We start from the raw sequence: 15,754 nt of genomic DNA, 5'->3' as shown, positions 1-15,754 counted from the left end.
GAAGGCTCAGTGGAGGGATGTCGACGAATGTTCATTTGCGCCTGATTTCGATATCGATCAATATAGACGAATGTCGAAGCCAGAGCTGACGATAACACCGGTCCAGGCGTGCTCGGCCGTCCCCTTGGCCAAGCAACCCCTCTCCATTGCGGACGCCGCGCAGTTGGCGAACGTGTTCAAGGCGCTGGCCGATCCCGTGCGATTGCGGCTGCTGAGTTCGATCGCGTCTCGGGCAAGCCAGGAGGCCTGTGTCTGCGATGTGTCGGACGGATTCGACATTAGCCAACCGACGATCTCCCATCACCTCAAAGTGCTGCGCGAAGCCGGGTTGCTGACCAGCGAACGGCGCGCGTCCTGGGTCTACTACAAGGTGGTTCCCGAAGCGCTGCAACGACTCTCGGAGGTCTTGCTGACCGAAAGCGGCGCGGGAGTGAACGCGTGAGCGTGGAAACCACTGCCGCCGAGCAGGGCGTCGTCGGCAAACTGTCCACTCTGGATCGGTTCCTGCCGGTGTGGATCGGCGTCGCCATGGCCGCCGGACTCTTGCTCGGCCGCCTGATTCCCGGTCTCGGTGACGCGGTCAGCGCGGTCGAGATCGACGGAATCTCGCTGCCGATCGCGATCGGGCTGCTGATCATGATGTACCCGGTGCTGGCCAAGGTCCGCTACGACCGCCTCGACACCGTCACCGGCGACCGCAAGCTGCTGATCGGTTCGCTGGTATTGAACTGGGTCCTCGGTCCCGCGCTGATGTTCGCCCTGGCGTGGCTGCTGCTACCGGATCTACCCGAGTATCGCACCGGACTGATCATCGTCGGGCTGGCGCGCTGCATCGCGATGGTGATCATCTGGAACGACCTGGCTTGCGGTGACCGCGAAGCCGCCGCAGTGCTGGTCGCGCTGAACTCGATGTTCCAGGTGATCATGTTCGCCGTGCTCGGCTGGTTCTACCTCTCGGTGCTGCCCGGCTGGCTCGGCCTGGAACAAACCACCATCGACACCTCGCCCTGGCAGATCGCGAAATCGGTGCTGATCTTCCTCGGCATACCGCTGCTCGCCGGGTATCTCACTCGCCGCTTCGGCGAACGCGCCAAAGGCCGTGACTGGTACGAAGCGACGTTCCTGCCCCGCATCGGGCCGTGGGCGCTCTACGGGCTGTTGTTCACGATCGTGATTCTGTTTGCGCTGCAAGGCAAGCAGATCACCTCCCAGCCGGTGGATGTCGTGCGCATCGCGATCCCGCTGCTGGCCTACTTCGCCATCATGTGGGGCGGCGGCTACCTGTTCGGCGCGGTCATGGGCCTGGGCTACGAACGCACCACCACGCTCGCGTTCACCGCTGCGGGCAACAACTTCGAACTCGCCATTGCCGTCGCGATCGCCACCTATGGCGCCACCTCCGGGCAAGCCCTCGCCGGTGTCGTCGGACCCCTGATCGAAGTCCCGGTTCTGGTCGGCCTGGTCTACGTGTCCCTGGCGCTACGCAAGCGGTTCCAGGCGTCCATTGCCACACCCACGGCTGCTGCCGAGGAGGACGGGGCGTCGCAATCGTGAGCGCCACTCCAGCCGTGCTGTTCGTCTGCGTCAAGAACGGTGGCAAATCCCAGATGGCCGCCGGGCTGATGCGCCACGCCGCGCACGGGCGCGTCGAAGTCAACTCCGCAGGCACGAACCCATCCGGAACGCTCAACGATCTGTCGGTGCAATCGCTGCTGGAACTCGGCATCGACATCGGCGACGAGTCACCCAAGCCCATCGATCCCGCACTGCTGCGCACGGTCGACCTGGTTGTCACCCTCGGCCGCGAAGCACACGTCGAACCTGTCGACGGTGTGCGAATCATCAACTGGGACACCGACGAACCCTCCGAACGCGGTATCGACGGCATCGAACGGATGCGCCTGGTCCGCGACGACATCGCTGGCCGCGTCGAGCAGTTGCTCACCGAACTCACCTCACCCGCTTAATCCCTACCGCCCTGCGAACAACGGAACACCCTTATGAGTGACAGCCCCCTCGCCCACGCCATCGAAGTACTCACCATCGACCAGCAACTCGCGCTCAAGACCGCGGCCACCCGCCTGCAACGCGAGTTCGACGGCACATTCGGAATCGAAACCATCGAACGATTCCTGCACTCCTCCTACGACCAATTCGCTGGCCGGGCAACGGTGGTCAACTTCCTACCGCTGCTGGCCGAACGCTTCGCCCGCCAACGCCTCAACGCCCTGGCCAAGGTCGAAGGCAAAGCCCACACCGGCAAGCCGACCGTGCTGTTCCTGTGTACCCACAACGCGGGTCGCTCGCAGATGGCGCTCGGGTTCTTCACCCACCTCGCCGCGGACAAAGCCGTCGCCTGGTCCGGCGGTTCGGAGCCCGGCGACGAAATCAACCCCGCCGCAGTCGAAGCCATGCGCGAAGTCGGCATCGACATCACCTGCGAGTTCCCCAAACCCTGGACCGAAGAGATTCTGCAAGCCGCCGACGTCATCATCACCATGGGCTGCGGTGACGCCTGCCCGCTCTACCCAGGCCGCCGCTACGAAAAGTGGGCCTTGGACGACCCCGCCGGCCAGGACGTCGCCGCGATCCGCCCGATCCGAGAAGAAATCGAAACCCGCGTCCGGCACCTGCTCGCCGAACTCGACATCCCCACCACCTGACCTTCCGTCCGATATCGAAAGGAGTGTACGGTCTCACCGCGGACTGCACTCGCCGAGCGTTTGACCTGCGGCATTCCCGTTGTCTCACAACGACTTCACCGTCCAGTCGTCCTTGCGTCCCGCTTCGTTGCCCTGCCTGGTGGCCAAGGTTCCGCCGTCGCAAGTGCTCTGACCTGCTGCGTCTCGCGAACTCTGCACAAGTGCAACGCAGTGCAATCCTCGCTGAGACAAGTGCAACGCGAGCTGAAACCCTACACTGAGATCTAGCCGCGGGCCATGTCCACGAACCGGCTGAGGTGCAGCTGGTGGGCGACGGTGATGGTGGCGGTGGGGCCGTTACGGTGTTTACCGACAATCAGGTCGGCTTCGCCGCCGCGCGGGTCGTCGCGTTCGATGGCGTCCGGGCGGTGCAGCAGGATGACCATGTCGGCGTCCTGCTCGAGCGATCCGGATTCACGAAGGTCGGACACCATGGGGCGCTTGTCGGTTCGCTGTTCGGGACCACGGTTCAGCTGACTGATCGCGATCACCGGAACCTCGAGTTCCTTGGCGAGCAGCTTCAGGCTTCGGGAGAAGTCCGAGACTTCCTGCTGCCGGGATTCGACCTTCTTACCCGAGGACATCAGCTGAAGGTAGTCCACCACAACAAGTTTCAGATCATGACGCTGTTTGAGCCGCCGCGCCTTCGCCCGAATCTCCATCATGGTCAAGTTCGGTGAGTCGTCGACGAACAGCGGCGCCTCACTGATCTCACTCATCCGCCGCGCCAGCTTGGTCCAGTCGTCATCACTCATCCGCCCCGACCGCATATCCCCGAGCTTGATCTTCGCCTCGGCCGACAACAGACGCATGACAATTTCCGTACGACTCATCTCCAGCGAGAAAATAACGCTGGGCAACCCATGCTTGATCGAGCAACTGCGCATGAAATCCATGCCGAGCGTGGAGTTGTGCGTCGGCACCATCGATCGCCCGGCCAGGTAGAGATGGTCGGCGTTGTCGACTTCCACACAGCGGACGGGCACGCTGTCGATGCGCCGGACGTCCACGATGTACCGGGAACCGGATCGTGCGGTGCTGTGGCCGGCTCGGCGTTCTTTGTGCAGCAACGCCTTCCGGTACAGACCGAATACTTCGTCGTCGGTGGCGAAGGTCATGGTGAAGGCGGTCGAAGAACTCTCGGACCGGCCACGAACCCGCTTGGTCGAGACATGGCAGCGGTATCCGAGGCTGACCACCAGCTCTTGAACGTCCCGGAACAACCGCTCGTTGGTGACCGCGAACTGGACCGAACCGCCATGCGTCAAAGTGCCATCCGTATCCAGCAGACCCGCGAGCAGCGCACGTCGCTGTGCCTCACTGGATCGCAGATACTGCGTCGGAATGTGCTTGTCGCCGAGCACACCGATCGTCCGCAGTCGAGCCTGCACACTTCCCACCGTGTTTCGGCAGGACTGGCACAGTCGCAGCCCGATAGACGGGCCACCGCAGTGCGTGCAAGTGGGTGCGGCGACCGGCGCGGAGTAGAACCGTGCCTTGCCGCCACACGAGCGGCCGCAGGTACGAACCTCGCTGGTGAACGGAACGAACTCCACACCGCACACCACGCATTCGCGCGCCGAGATCGGTTCGTCGGCAGGCAGTTGCAGCTGATATCGCAGGTGCGCGGACCGCGACGGGACGGCCACCAGCCCTTCGGCTTCGATGCGGGCGACGATCTCCGGGTCCGCCGAGGTGAGCTGCGCGGCCGCGGACGTACCGTCCCCGAGCCAGGCACCGAGGGTGTACGGCGGCACCAGCAGGTCGCGGGCCGGCAACTGTAGCGGCTGCGCGTTGGCGACGGAGTGGTTGAGCCTGCGATCGGCGGTGGTGCAGCGCAGCGTGCTCGCGATGTCGCCGGTGGTGCGGACTGCGGCGAAGATGCGCTGGCGGTAACCGGTCGCCGCCTGCCGCGCGGACCGCCGGGAGGCCCGGGTATCGGTGAGCCACTGGTGTTCCTCGTCCGCGACGAGCACTGTGCCGTCGGAGAATTCGACCTCGTAGCACGGGCGGTCGGTGAGGATGTCGGTGGCGGCTACGACGCGGGTGGGGTGGCCGTTGGCATCGAGGAGTTCGTCGCCGACACGTACCTCGCCCATGGTGGTCCAGCCGCTAGGGGTCGGCAGCGGGGTGTCGAGGGCCAGGGCTTTACCGACGCCGGGGCGGGCCGCGACGATGATCATCTGGCCGGGGTGGAGGCCGTTGGTGAGTTCGTCGAGTTCGGTGAAGCCGGTGGGGACGCCGAGGGAGATGCCGCCGCGGCTGGCGATGGAGTCGATTTCGTCCATCGTGGGCTGGAGGAGTTCCTCGAGCGGGAGGAAGTCTTCGGTGGTGCGTTTGTCGGTGACCTCGTAGATCTCGGCCTGGGCGCGGTCGACGACCTCGGCGACGTCCTGGCCGTCGGCGCCGGCGTAGCCGTACTGGACGATCCGGGTGCCTGCCTCGACGAGGCGGCGCAGGATGGCCTTCTCGGCGACGATCTCGGCGTAGAAGCTGGCGTTGGCCGCGGTGGGGACGGTCTGGGTGAGGGTGACCAGGTAGGGGGGTCCGCCGATGCGCTTGAGTTCGCCGCGGCGGTCCAGGCCGGCCGAGACGGTCACCGGGTCGGCGGGTTCGCCGCGACCGTAGAGGTCGAGGATGGTGTCGTAGATGAGCTGGTGGGCGGGGCGGTAGAAGTCGCCGGGGCGCATCACCTCGATGACGTCGGCGATCGCGTCCTTGCTCAGCAGCATGCCGCCGAGCACGGACTGCTCGGCCGCCATGTCGTGCGGTGGCTGACGCCCGAAGTCTTCACCGGGCGGCTCGGGCGGGAAGTTCGCATGCCCGCGGTCATCGACGACTGCCATGAGACTCGACCGTCCTCTCTCCACCTACCGGGCTCACCCTATTGATGATTGGTCCTACTCTCCGGCTCCGACACGTATGGCGCAGCGGCAGTGTCCGCCGCTCGCACGCCGGCCGAGGCCACCTGCGAGTTCCAGCTACCGTTGCGAGATCCATGAATTCCGGACGTTCGGGCCGCGCCTACCACGACGTAGGGACGAACCTAGGCGACCCGAGGGCGGTCAACAAACCGTACTGTGCACACAGCTGTGGATAAGTTGGGGACTGTTCACCTAACGGTGTGCACCCCCTGTGGACAACTTGGGGAAAACCCAGGTCATCCAGCCAGAACCCGCTGATAGATATCGATTTCCGCGGCTATCCACGTGTGGATGAATAAAGTCGCGGCGTGTCGACCAAGTTGAACAGCCGGGCGTGTTGGGTTAACAGCATGGGTGACGGGTATGAGCTGAATCACATTGCCACCGGTCGGTTTCCCGAGTAATCCACAGGCCCGGCACCGGGGACCCCGATGACCAGCACGGATTTGCCGAGAATGTTCCGAATGGCAGAGCTGCCCAGCGGGCAAACTATGAGTTATTCAGAGAAGTGGGCTGCAGCGCACAGCCGAAGACCACCCCCGTGCCGAACACGGGAGTGGCCTTCGAAGTGGTGCTATATCAGCTGGCAGCGACCGTCAGGTCGAACTTGGCCACCACGTCCGGGTGCAGGTGCACCACGACGCCGTGCTTGCCGGTCGACTTGATGTGCGACTTCGGCAGCTCGATGCTGCGCTTGTCGACCACGGGCCCGCCGGCGGTCTTGATGGCCGAGGCGACGTCCGCCTGGGTCACCGAGCCGAACAGCTTGCCGGTGCCCGCCGTCTTCACCGAGAGCGAGACCGCATCGAGGTTCTCGATGGCCTGCTTCAGTTCGTTGGCGTGATCCAGATCGCGCACCTTGCGGGCGTCCTGCGCCCGGCGGATGCCCGCGACCTGCTTCTCGGCGCCACGGCTGGCCACGATCGCCAGTCCGCGCGGCAGCAGGAAATTACGGCCGTAGCCGTCCTTGACCTCGACGGTGTCGCCGGGCGCACCGAGGTTGTCCACGTCAGCAGTCAGAATCAACTTCATTTGCGTGTCTCCCTTACTCAGCGAGCCGTCGACACGTAAGGAAGCAGGGCCACCTCACGCGAGTTCTTGACGGCAACCGCGATGTCACGCTGGTGCTGCACGCAGTTGCCGGTGACGCGGCGGGCGCGGATCTTGCCGCGATCGCTGACGTACTTACGCAGCAGTGCCGTGTCCTTGTAATCGATGTTGACGATTCCGGACTTGGCTTCCTTGCAGAATGCGCAGGCCTTCTTCTTGAGCACCTTTTCGCGCGCTGGCGCTTTAGGCATGGTCTTTTACTCCGTAATCAGTGATGGTCCACGCAAGGCAGACCTATGAGTTGCCGTTATCAGAACGGCGGTTCGTCATCTACGCGGCCGCCGCCCCCGAAGGAGCCGGCCGCGGGCGCACTGCCCCAAGGATCGTCCTCGGCACCGCCGGAACGACCGCCACCACCGGAGCCGGCCGGGGCGTTGCCGCCGCCGGAGCCACCGCTGCCGCCGGATCCGAAGCCGCCACCGCCGCCACCGCCGCCGCGACTGGTCTTGTTGACCTTCGCGGTGGCGTACTTCAACGAGGGGCCGACTTCGTCGACCTCGAGTTCGACGACGGTGCGCTTCTCACCCTGAGCGGTTTCGTAGGAGCGCTGCTTCAGCCGCCCGCTCACGATGACTCGGGAACCCCGGGTCAGGCTTTCGGCGACATTTTCCGCAGCCTCGCGCCAGATATTGCAGCGCAGGAACAGCGCTTCGCCGTCTTTCCATTCGTTCGAATTACGGTCGAACATCCGGGGTGTCGATGCGACGGTGAAATTAGCCACCGCCGCTCCCGCGGGCGTGAATCGAAGCTCGGGGTCGGCCGTCAAGTTTCCGATGACGGTGATGACCGTGTCGCCTGCCATGTGGTTCCTCCTGCTCGGGGTGCAGTCCGCATCTCGCTGTTGCGCTAGAGCCTAGAGTCAGGCACCGACGCAATCGAGGGTTGCTGGACTACTTGTCGTGGCGCAGAACCTTGGTGCGCAACACCGACTCGTTCAGGCCGAGCTGGCGGTCGAGTTCGCTCACGGTCGCGGGCTCCGCGGTCAGATCGACCACCGCGTAGATGCCCTCGGCCTGCTTGGCGATCTCGTAGGCCAGCCGGCGGCGGCCCCAGATATCGACCTTGTCGACCTTGCCGCCTTCGGTACGAACCACGGTGAGCATCGTCTCGAGAGACGGGGCTACGGTGCGCTCGTCCAGACTGGGATCGAGGATAACCATCACTTCGTAATGACGCACGGACCAATCACCTCCTGTGGACTAGGAAACGGCCACGGGCTCTCCGTGGCAGGAGGGTCGTTGCGTCAGCAACCCGACAAGGCTACATGAACCGCCCCTGACCACTGAAATCGATCCCATCGGCGAGGGAACGCGGGCGTGGGCGTAGCTCGCCGCTTAGGGTGGTCCACATGCCATCCGGACTCGCCGTCAGCGACCTGATCGCGCGCCGCGTGCCTCGTCGCGCGGCGCTGGCGGCGGTGGTGCTGGTGCTGTGCGGGCTCACGCTCGCGCTCGGGTATGCGAACAAAGCCCGCTGTGCGGGTGGGCCGTTCACCGCGGACGGGCGCAGCACGGTATTCGACACCAGCAAGGATTCGGATGTCTGTTATTCCGACATCCAGTTCCTCTGGCTCGGCCGCGACATCAACGAGCACGTCTTTCCGTATGTGCGGGGCGGCATCACCGAGGACGGCGCACTGGTCGGCGGCGCGGTCGAATACCCGGTGCTCAGTGGCACTTTGATGTGGCTCGGTGCGCTCGGCGCGCACAACGACGCCGACTTCTTGCGGCACTCCGCGCTGCTGCTCGCGCCGTTCGCGTTGCTGACCGCCTGGATGCTGGCCCGGCTCGCGGGACGCGCGGCGTTGCTGTGGGCGGTGGGTCCGCCGCTGGTGCTCTATGCCTTCCACAACTGGGAACTTCCGGTGGTGTGCACGGCGGTGGCCGCGGTGTATGTGGTCGCCACGCTGACCCGATATTCGTTGCGTACGAGGGGAATTCTGGCCGCTATCCTGCTCGGCCTCGGCTTCTGCCTCAAGCTTTATCCGGGGATTTTCGTGCTGCCGCTGCTGGCGTACGTGCTCACCGGCGGCGTCGAACGCGATCGGGACGAACCGGGTCTGGACGTTCGTGGCGCGCTCATGACGGCAGGCGCGGCCATCGCCACCGTGGTCGCGGTGAACCTGCCGTTCGCGCTGGCCGGCTACGAGGGCTGGCGCGCGTCGATCACCTTCCAGCAGTTGCGGCAGGCCGACATCACCACGAATTCCATTTGGTACTGGGGACTTCGGCAGCTGTTCGGGACCGACACGCAGAGCGAAGCGCTGTTCCAGCAGGTGGTGTCGATCGCCTCGCCGACGCTGATCCTGGCGGCGTTCGCGCTGGCCATGTGGCTCGGCTGGAAGCGGTATCTCGCCTCGGGCGTGTTCCCCTGGGTCGGGGTGAGCGCCGCGATGCTGTGTGGATTCCTGTTGTTCCACAAGGTGCATTCGCCGCAGTACACGTTGTGGCTGGTGCCGTTCCTGGTGCTGCTGAACGTGCCGTGGGCGGCGATCGTGGCGTACTTCGTCGCCGACGCGGCCCTCGGGATCGGCGTGTTCCGGTACTTCTACGCGCTGGGCACCGGCCGCCCGGCGGAGCAGATGGAGAAGCTCGTCCAGTTCGGCGTGTGGGGGCGGGCGGTGCTGTTGGTCGCGCTGTTCTTCCTGTTCCTGCGGGCCATGCCGCGTGGGTTTCGGCCCGTGCCGCCCGCGGTGCCGCGGTTCGCGCCGGGTGAGTTGATCCCGGTCTAGTCCCGGATTCCACCCGCGGTTCCACCCCCGGGTGGTGCCGGATAACCGGCGATTCCCCGAGGGTTATGGGCATGACCTCGAACAACTTGCTCACCGCGGTGCTGGCGATCGCGATACTCGGCTGGATCATCTATCGGCAGAACCAATGGCGGCCGTTCGATCCGGCCCGGATGTGGCGCGGGCCGCTGGTGCTCGGCATCGTCGGCGTGCTGCTCTTCACCTCCGCGGACAACGCCCCCGCGCTGCACACCGTGGATATCGCGCTGCTGGTCTTCGAGGGCGTGCTCGGGCTGGCGGTCGGCGCGCTGATGGGCGTGCTGTCGAAATTCGCCCGGACCGACGGGCAACTGATGGTGCGCACCGGCGCGTTCGCCTCGGCGCTGTGGGTGGTGTTGATCGCGGTGCGCATCGGCATCGACGTGGTCGCGGTGAACATCGGGGCACAAGCCGCGGTCTCGGCGGGCGCGATCATCGTGCTGCTCGCGGTCAACCGGCTCGGCCGGATGCTGGTCATCTCGGCGCGCGCCGAACGGCTGACCGGTTCGCGGCCGATGGTTCGGGCACACTGAGCTGATGCCGGCCGGCGCGTACATCGCCCCGACGACCCCGAACAGGCTGTTGCGCCTGGCCGGGGTCGTCGCCATGGTCGTGCTGCTCCGCGACGACCAGCTCGCGCGGCGGGGGATACCGGTCCTGGTCATGGTCGGTATCGCCGGGCTCGCGCTGCTGGTCTGGGCGGTGGGGCCGATGGGGCGGCCGTGGGTGAGCGGATCGGTGCTCGGGGTGATGGCGGTCTTCAGCGGTCTGACCGTCGCGCAGGTGGGCGGGTCGCTGGTCCCGCTGCTCGCCGCCGCGTTCGCCAGTGTCGCCGTGGTGCAGCATTCGATCGCGTTCGGGGCGTTGATCATCGGCGTCGAGGTGATCGCCGTCGGGGTGTCGTCGGTGGCGGCGCACCACACGCCCAGCGCCTACCTGGGGCTGCTTGCCGGTGTGGTGCTGGTCGCGCTGATGGGGTTGAGCCGCAGGCAGTTTCGGGTGACCGCCGAACAGAATCGGTTGCTGGTGGAGCAGAGCCGGGAGATCCGGGCGGAGCGCGATCGGGCGGCCACGCTGGCCGAACGCGGGCGGATCGCCCGCGAGGTGCACGACGTGCTCGCACACACCCTGGGCGGATTGGTGTTGCAGCTCGACGCCGCGGACGCGCTGCTGGAGGCGGGCGAGACGGAACGGGCGGCCGACAAGGTCCGGGCGTCACGGGAACTGGCCGCGTCCGGGCTCGATGACGCGCGGCAGGTCGTCGGTGCGCTGCGGGCCGAAAGGATAGACCTACCAGTCGAATTCGAACGATTGGCGACCGAGCATCGCAACGCGGGCGGTCGCGTGACCATGCATCTGTCGGGCGATGCCGAGCAACTCGGCGAGCAGGTGCGCGTCGCGCTGCTCCGCGGCGCGCAGGAGTCGCTGACCAATGCCCGCAAGCACGCGCCGGGCACGGAGGTCGAACTGCGGTTGTCGATCGATGCGGAACAGGTGGAACTGGTCGCCTCGAATCCGCTGTCCGACCGGCTCGGATTACTGTCGGCCTCGGGGATGGGCGCCGGGCTGCTCGGGATGCGCGAGCGGATCGGCGCGCTGGGTGGCACGGCCGAGGCGGGAAAGGCAGGTGACCGGTGGACAGTGCGAATGACGGTGCCGCAGCGATGATCACGGTGGTGGTGGCCGACGATCAGACCATCGTGCGGGAGGGGCTGACCACCGTGCTGTCCCTGCTGCCGGATATCCAGGTGGTCGGCGAGGCCCGTGACGGGGCGGAGGCCGTCGAGCTGGTGCACCGTTTCGCGCCGGACGTCGTGCTGATGGATCTGCGGATGCCGGTCCTCGACGGCGTCGCCGCCACGGCCGCGATCACGGCGGAGCATTCCGGGACCGCCGTTCTGGTGCTGACCACCTACGCCGACGACGAATCGATCGCGGGCGCGTTGCGGGCCGGTGCGCGTGGGTATCTGACCAAGGACGCGGGGCGCCGGGAGATCGCCACGGCCATTCGATCGGTCGCGGGTGGTCAGGCGACGTTCGCCGCCGAGGTCGGTCAGCGGCTGGTCGCCTCGTTGTCGGCCCCCGCCGCCGAACCGACGGCTCCGTCCGCGGTGTCCGAATTGGGCCTCAGTGCAAGGGAAATCGACGTACTCACACTGATTGCCAAGGGACGCAACAACTCCGAGATCGCCAAGGAATTGTTCATCGGGGTCAGCACCGTCAAGAGCCATATCAACTCGCTGTTCGCGAAACTCCACGTCCGCGATCGACCGCAAGCGATCGCCGAGGCCCACCGGCTCGGCTTGAGCTGACTCACGTCGCCGCCGCGTATTGCCGAGCAGTGGTTGATCGCGGCCTGGACCACGGTGATCCGTCGCCGCATTTTGCGCTGCGAGGTGCGTCACTACCTGCATGGACGCACTGGGTGGCGGTCACCGCCGACCGGTTGCTCGACGATTGCCATCGGCCCAGCTCGGACGCGGATGCGGTCACTGCCGCCCGTAGTGATCAGCGTCGACGGCGCACCTGCGCGGAGCATCCGTCCGCGCTGACGGGACGCCGGTCCGTTTACGCTGGTCGGGCTAGCGACGCGACGAGGCAGTGGAGAACGGATGGATCAGGCGGACGCGGGCACCCTCTCGCCCGCCGTGCTGCGATTGACGCTGCTCAACGGGGTGGAAGCGCACCTGGCCGACGCGGTCCTGCCGCTCGGTCCGCCCCAGCGGCGCGCGGTGCTGTGCGTGCTGGCGTTCCGGCGGCGGCAGTGGGTGTCGGCGGCGAGCCTGCTGGCCGCGCTGTACGACGGTGTGCCGCCGGCCAGCGGCGTCGGCGTGATCCAGACCTACGTGTCGGCCCTGCGCCGGGTGCTCGAGCCGGACCGTAAGCCGCGAACACCGCCGGCGGTGCTGCTGTCCGGGCACGGTGGATATCAGCTGCGGATCGAGGACGAGCAGACCGACCTCGGCGTGTTCGACCGGCTGGTCGGCGAGGCAGGCCGGGCGCGCGAAGCGGGTGAGTGGACACTGGCCGAGGCCCGATACGCGCAGGCCCTCGCCTTGTATTCGGGCGAACCGCTGGCCGGACTGCCCGGCCCGTTCGCGCAACGGCAACGGATGGCGCTGGCCGAACGACGGCTGGCGGTGGTCGAGGACAGCCTCGATGTCGCTGTCGCACTGGGCCGTTCCGACGAGGTGATCGATCGCCTGCGCGTGCTCACCGCGGAACATCCACTGCGCGAACGCCCCCGCGCCGTGCTGATGCGCGCGCTGTACTCCCGCGGCCGCCAGTCCGAAGCGCTGGACGTCTACCGCGAGACCCGGAATCTGCTGGTGGATCAGCTGGGTGTGGAACCGGGTGCGGAACTCCGCTCGCTGCACAAGCAGATCCTGGCCGGGGAAAGCCTGGTGCAACCGGCTCCGTCCCGAACCGGATCCGAAGGGCACCAAAGTATTTCGAGCACAAAGTCCCAGCTCGCGTCGGCATCGATGGCCGTTGCCGCGGTCGCGGGCGTGCTGCCGGACGGCGCTGCGAATCAGGAGAGCCGAACTCTTGGCGCCGAAGTGCCCGACGTGACCGAGGGAGCGTTTCACGGGACCGCCTCCGACTCGGTAGGCGAGGTGGCACACGGCCTGGTCCGGCAGTCGTCGGCCGAATCACGCTCAGCGACGGCATCGGAAGATGCTGCTGTATCCGAACTTTCGACGCCAGCGGCGGACGAGGCAGTCGGCGGTCGGCTCGGCATGGTGGCTGCGCTGTGGCCGCAGCCCGATTCGGCCGCGCCGCTGGTCTTCGAGCGTGACCACGAGCTGACCAGGATCGCGGCGTGGACGGCGAGCGCGGCCGCGGGCAACGGTGGGCTGGTGGTGATCTCGGCGCGCCCCGGTTACGGCAAGACCCAGCTGCTCGACGAGGTGGCGAGACGGGTGCCCGGTGCGCGGCGGATCGACCTGCTGCCACCATTCGACGGCGCACAGCAGACCGGCTTGATCGGGGAGCTGATGGGCTCCGCGATCTCGACTCGGGACACTGACGCTCAGGTGGCAGAAGCGTTGTGCGCCCTGCTGATCGAAGCATCGGCCACAGAACCGCTCGTCGTACTGGTGGACGGCGCGGAACAGCTGGACGAGCGCTCCGTCCGGGTACTGACTGCCGTGGCGCCGCGACTACGCAGAATGCCTGTGCTTTTCGTCCTGGCATTGGATGAAAGCTCTTGGGAGCCTTCCATTCTCGATCTACATGCCCGGCTCGAACCACTCGCAGTCGCGATACTGCGCCCCGGCGGGCTCAGCGTCGCCGCCATCGAGGCACTCTACGAACGCCGCACCGGCACGATGTGCCCGCCGGGACTGGCCGCCGACATCCAGCAGGCCACGGCCGATATCCCGCTGCTGGCCGGCGCATTGATCACCGACCTCGCCGCACTCCGCGACCATGGCCGCATTCCGGAATACCTACCCGACGGCTGCTATTCACGGTCGATCAGCCGACTGCTCGACCGGTACTCGCCGAGCGGCGCCGCAATGCTGCGCGCACTCGCCGTGCTGCAAGACCTCGCCCCGACCATCGAGGTGCTCGCGGCCGCCTGCGCCGAGCCGGTGGGCGTGGTGCGCGATCGCTGCGAATTGCTCGCCGCCAGCGGTATTCTGGCCTCGGCGGCACCGCCGGTTCTGCGTCATCCTTTGATCAGCAACACGATTCGCCGGCTCGGCGGCCGCGCCGACACCGATCGCATCCGGATCGCCGCCGCCGAACAGGCGCGCAGTGCCGGGTATTCGGCCCGGCAGGTCGCGGCCTACTTGGGTGACCTGGTGGGCGTCCAATACTCCGGCTGGACGGTCGTGCTGCTGGACGCGGCCGAGGAAGGCCTGCGCCAGGGCTTGATCGCCGAGGCCGTGCGGCAACTGGCGGCGGCCTTGCGGATCACCGCGCCGCAGGGTCGCGACGATATCCTCGTTCGCCTCGGCCAGCTCGAACTGTGGACCAACCCGGCGGCGGCCCGCGCGCATTTGGAAGAGGCGCTGCACAGCCAGCGTGAGCGCCGCGTCGCGCCGACCGCCCTCATCCCGCTGGCTTGGACGATGTCGACGCGCTGGCAGGCCACTGCGGCGATGGCACTGGTCGGCGAGGTGCTGGCCGAAACCGAGGAACGAAACCCACAGGCGGCCAGAAATATTCGATCCGCATCGTGGGCGGTGGCCGGACTCACCTCGGCGACCTGGCGCGACTTCATCGCCGGTCTGCGCGCCTCGGGATCGACCGACCAGATCACCACGGCGGTCCTCACCTGGGATGACGCCTTCGGCGTGCAACGCACCGCGCGCGAGACGATCGCCCGCTTCCCCGCCGAGCCGGATCCGGCCCGCGGCTGGGATGTGTTGCCGCGGCAGCTGATCGGCCTGCTCGCGCACCTTTCGATGTGGGCAGGCGATCTCGCGCTGGCCCGGCAGCTCAGCGAACAGCGCAACGATCATCACTTCGGCACCATCGACGTCTACCGTCTCATCCTGCGCTCGGAGGTGCTGCTGCGCTGCGGCGACTACCGCCGGGCGTTGCGCGAGGTCGCGCCGATGGTCGGCACGCTGGGCGACGAGTCCATCCGGCCGCCGCTCGCGCTGGTCGCCCAGTACGCGCACGCCCTGCTCGGTCTCGGCCGGCTGGCCGAGGCCGAGCGGTGGCTCGACAGCGTGACCGACCACGCCAACCCGGAGACCTGGGAGTGGACCGTGGTCATCCACGTCAAAGGCCTGGTCTGCGCCGCTCGCGGCGACTCCCGCCCAGCGATCGCGCACTTCATGGACTGCGGCCGTCGCGTCGCCGCGGTGGGCATCCGCAACCCGGCCCACATCCCGTGGCGCAGCTCCGCGGCCATGGAACTCGTGCGCCTCGGCGAGCGCGAACAGGCCCACGCACTCGCCGCGACGGAACTCGAACTGGCCCGCCGGTGGGATACCCCCGGAACCATCGGAAGAGCCTTGCGCGCAACGGCTTTGGCCGCACCGGGCGGTGTCGACGCCGACCAGCTCGACCAGGCCGTCGCGCTGCTGCGCCGCTACGACTCGCCGGTCGAACTGATCCCGGCCTTGCTGGAACTGGCTGCGGTCTGCCACGACAACGACGAGCTCGAGCGCGCCGCTGAACTGCGTTGCGAGGCCCGCTCGCACGCCGAAACAATCGGTGCCACAAGGTATCTCGAACTCATCGACGAACTGCTCGGCGCACCCGCCGACGGCGTGCCCAGCAGCTGACCTCCC

14 protein-coding genes are annotated in these 15,754 nt (G+C 66.9%); 9 read left to right on the top strand and 5 right to left on the bottom strand.

What is annotated here, in order from left to right; translation table 11 throughout:
• Positions 1–70: 70 nt before the first annotated feature.
• Genes F3087_RS03820 through F3087_RS03805 form a run of 4 tightly spaced genes read left to right on the top strand, consistent with a single transcriptional unit; the run spans position 71 to position 2,663 of the window.
• Positions 71–442, top strand: a complete 372-nt coding sequence (locus tag F3087_RS03820) for an ArsR/SmtB family transcription factor (protein WP_150400334.1) — start codon at positions 71–73, stop codon at positions 440–442.
• On the top strand, positions 439–1,554 hold the full coding sequence (gene arsB / locus F3087_RS03815; RefSeq protein ID WP_150400333.1) for an ACR3 family arsenite efflux transporter: 1,116 nt from the start codon (positions 439–441) through the stop codon (positions 1,552–1,554). Before F3087_RS03820 ends, arsB begins: the two co-directional genes overlap by 4 nt.
• Positions 1,551–1,967 carry an arsenate-mycothiol transferase ArsC gene (locus F3087_RS03810; RefSeq protein ID WP_150400332.1) on the top strand — a complete coding sequence of 139 codons (417 nt, stop codon included), beginning with the start codon at positions 1,551–1,553 and terminating at the stop codon, positions 1,965–1,967. Before arsB ends, F3087_RS03810 begins: the two co-directional genes overlap by 4 nt.
• 33 nt (positions 1,968–2,000) lie before the next feature.
• Positions 2,001–2,663 (top strand): arsenate reductase ArsC, encoded by a 663-nt coding sequence (locus F3087_RS03805; protein WP_150400331.1) that lies wholly within the window; start codon positions 2,001–2,003, stop codon positions 2,661–2,663.
• Between the two features lie 263 nt (positions 2,664–2,926).
• On the opposite strand, the gene dnaB is transcribed toward F3087_RS03805, so the two are convergent.
• From dnaB to rpsF, 5 genes are all read right to left on the bottom strand, one after another.
• The gene (dnaB, locus tag F3087_RS03800) at positions 2,927–5,548 is read right to left on the bottom strand and encodes a replicative DNA helicase (protein ID WP_150400330.1); all 2,622 of its coding nucleotides are present in this window, start codon (positions 5,546–5,548) and stop codon (positions 2,927–2,929) included.
• 657 nt (positions 5,549–6,205) lie between these two features.
• On the bottom strand, positions 6,206–6,658 hold the full coding sequence (rplI, locus tag F3087_RS03795; protein ID WP_150400329.1) for a 50S ribosomal protein L9: 453 nt from the start codon (positions 6,656–6,658) through the stop codon (positions 6,206–6,208).
• Between the two features lie 17 nt (positions 6,659–6,675).
• Positions 6,676–6,927: a 30S ribosomal protein S18 gene (gene rpsR / locus F3087_RS03790; RefSeq protein WP_014989074.1), complete on the bottom strand. Its 252-nt coding sequence runs from the start codon at positions 6,925–6,927 to the stop codon at positions 6,676–6,678.
• A gap of 59 nt (positions 6,928–6,986) precedes the next feature.
• Complete coding sequence (locus F3087_RS03785) at positions 6,987–7,538, bottom strand: single-stranded DNA-binding protein (RefSeq protein WP_150400328.1); 552 nt, start codon at positions 7,536–7,538, stop codon at positions 6,987–6,989.
• An 88-nt stretch (positions 7,539–7,626) separates the two neighbouring features.
• Positions 7,627–7,914 carry a 30S ribosomal protein S6 gene (gene rpsF, locus F3087_RS03780; RefSeq protein WP_150400327.1) on the bottom strand — a complete coding sequence of 96 codons (288 nt, stop codon included), beginning with the start codon at positions 7,912–7,914 and terminating at the stop codon, positions 7,627–7,629.
• Positions 7,915–8,084: 170 nt separating this feature from the next.
• Between rpsF and F3087_RS03770 the strand changes: the two genes are divergently transcribed.
• The 5 genes from F3087_RS03770 to F3087_RS03750 all read left to right on the top strand — a co-directional run bounded on the left by F3087_RS03770 (position 8,085) and on the right by F3087_RS03750 (position 15,748).
• Positions 8,085–9,467 (top strand): glycosyltransferase family 87 protein, encoded by a 1,383-nt coding sequence (locus tag F3087_RS03770; protein ID WP_150400326.1) that lies wholly within the window; start codon positions 8,085–8,087, stop codon positions 9,465–9,467.
• A 71-nt stretch (positions 9,468–9,538) separates the two neighbouring features.
• Positions 9,539–10,036, top strand: a complete 498-nt coding sequence (locus tag F3087_RS03765) for a DUF1453 family protein (RefSeq protein WP_191093754.1) — start codon at positions 9,539–9,541, stop codon at positions 10,034–10,036.
• A gap of 4 nt (positions 10,037–10,040) precedes the next feature.
• Positions 10,041–11,171 carry a sensor histidine kinase gene (locus F3087_RS03760; RefSeq protein WP_150400324.1) on the top strand — a complete coding sequence of 377 codons (1,131 nt, stop codon included), beginning with the start codon at positions 10,041–10,043 and terminating at the stop codon, positions 11,169–11,171.
• Positions 11,138–11,815 (top strand): response regulator transcription factor, encoded by a 678-nt coding sequence (locus F3087_RS03755; RefSeq protein WP_317983903.1) that lies wholly within the window; start codon positions 11,138–11,140, stop codon positions 11,813–11,815. The genes F3087_RS03760 and F3087_RS03755 overlap by 34 nt, the downstream gene beginning before the upstream one ends.
• 300 nt (positions 11,816–12,115) lie before the next feature.
• Positions 12,116–15,748 carry a BTAD domain-containing putative transcriptional regulator gene (locus F3087_RS03750; protein ID WP_150400323.1) on the top strand — a complete coding sequence of 1,211 codons (3,633 nt, stop codon included), beginning with the start codon at positions 12,116–12,118 and terminating at the stop codon, positions 15,746–15,748.
• Positions 15,749–15,754 lie beyond the last annotated feature (6 nt).

It is taken from the genome of Nocardia colli, assembly GCF_008704205.1.
Taxonomy (GTDB): Bacteria; Actinomycetota; Actinomycetes; order Mycobacteriales; family Mycobacteriaceae; genus Nocardia; species Nocardia colli.
Note: the sequence above shows the minus strand (reverse complement) of the source record. Positions and strands in the feature narration are given on the sequence as shown.

Bases quoted from the DNA above. Each gene is read 5' to 3' on its own strand.
- F3087_RS03750 (WP_150400323.1), top strand. From the start codon at position 12,116: ATGGATCAGGCGGACGCGGGCACCCTCTCGCCCGCCGTGCTGCGATTG.
- F3087_RS03805 (WP_150400331.1), top strand. From the start codon at position 2,001: ATGAGTGACAGCCCCCTCGCCCACGCCATCGAAGTACTCACCATCGAC.
- F3087_RS03765 (WP_191093754.1), top strand. From the start codon at position 9,539: ATGACCTCGAACAACTTGCTCACCGCGGTGCTGGCGATCGCGATACTC.
- F3087_RS03820 (WP_150400334.1), top strand. From the start codon at position 71: ATGTCGAAGCCAGAGCTGACGATAACACCGGTCCAGGCGTGCTCGGCC.
- dnaB (WP_150400330.1), bottom strand. From the start codon at position 5,548: ATGGCAGTCGTCGATGACCGCGGGCATGCGAACTTCCCGCCCGAGCCG.
- F3087_RS03785 (WP_150400328.1), bottom strand. From the start codon at position 7,538: ATGGCAGGCGACACGGTCATCACCGTCATCGGAAACTTGACGGCCGAC.
- rplI (WP_150400329.1), bottom strand. From the start codon at position 6,658: ATGAAGTTGATTCTGACTGCTGACGTGGACAACCTCGGTGCGCCCGGC.
- F3087_RS03760 (WP_150400324.1), top strand. From the start codon at position 10,041: ATGCCGGCCGGCGCGTACATCGCCCCGACGACCCCGAACAGGCTGTTG.
- F3087_RS03770 (WP_150400326.1), top strand. From the start codon at position 8,085: ATGCCATCCGGACTCGCCGTCAGCGACCTGATCGCGCGCCGCGTGCCT.
- rpsR (WP_014989074.1), bottom strand. From the start codon at position 6,927: ATGCCTAAAGCGCCAGCGCGCGAAAAGGTGCTCAAGAAGAAGGCCTGC.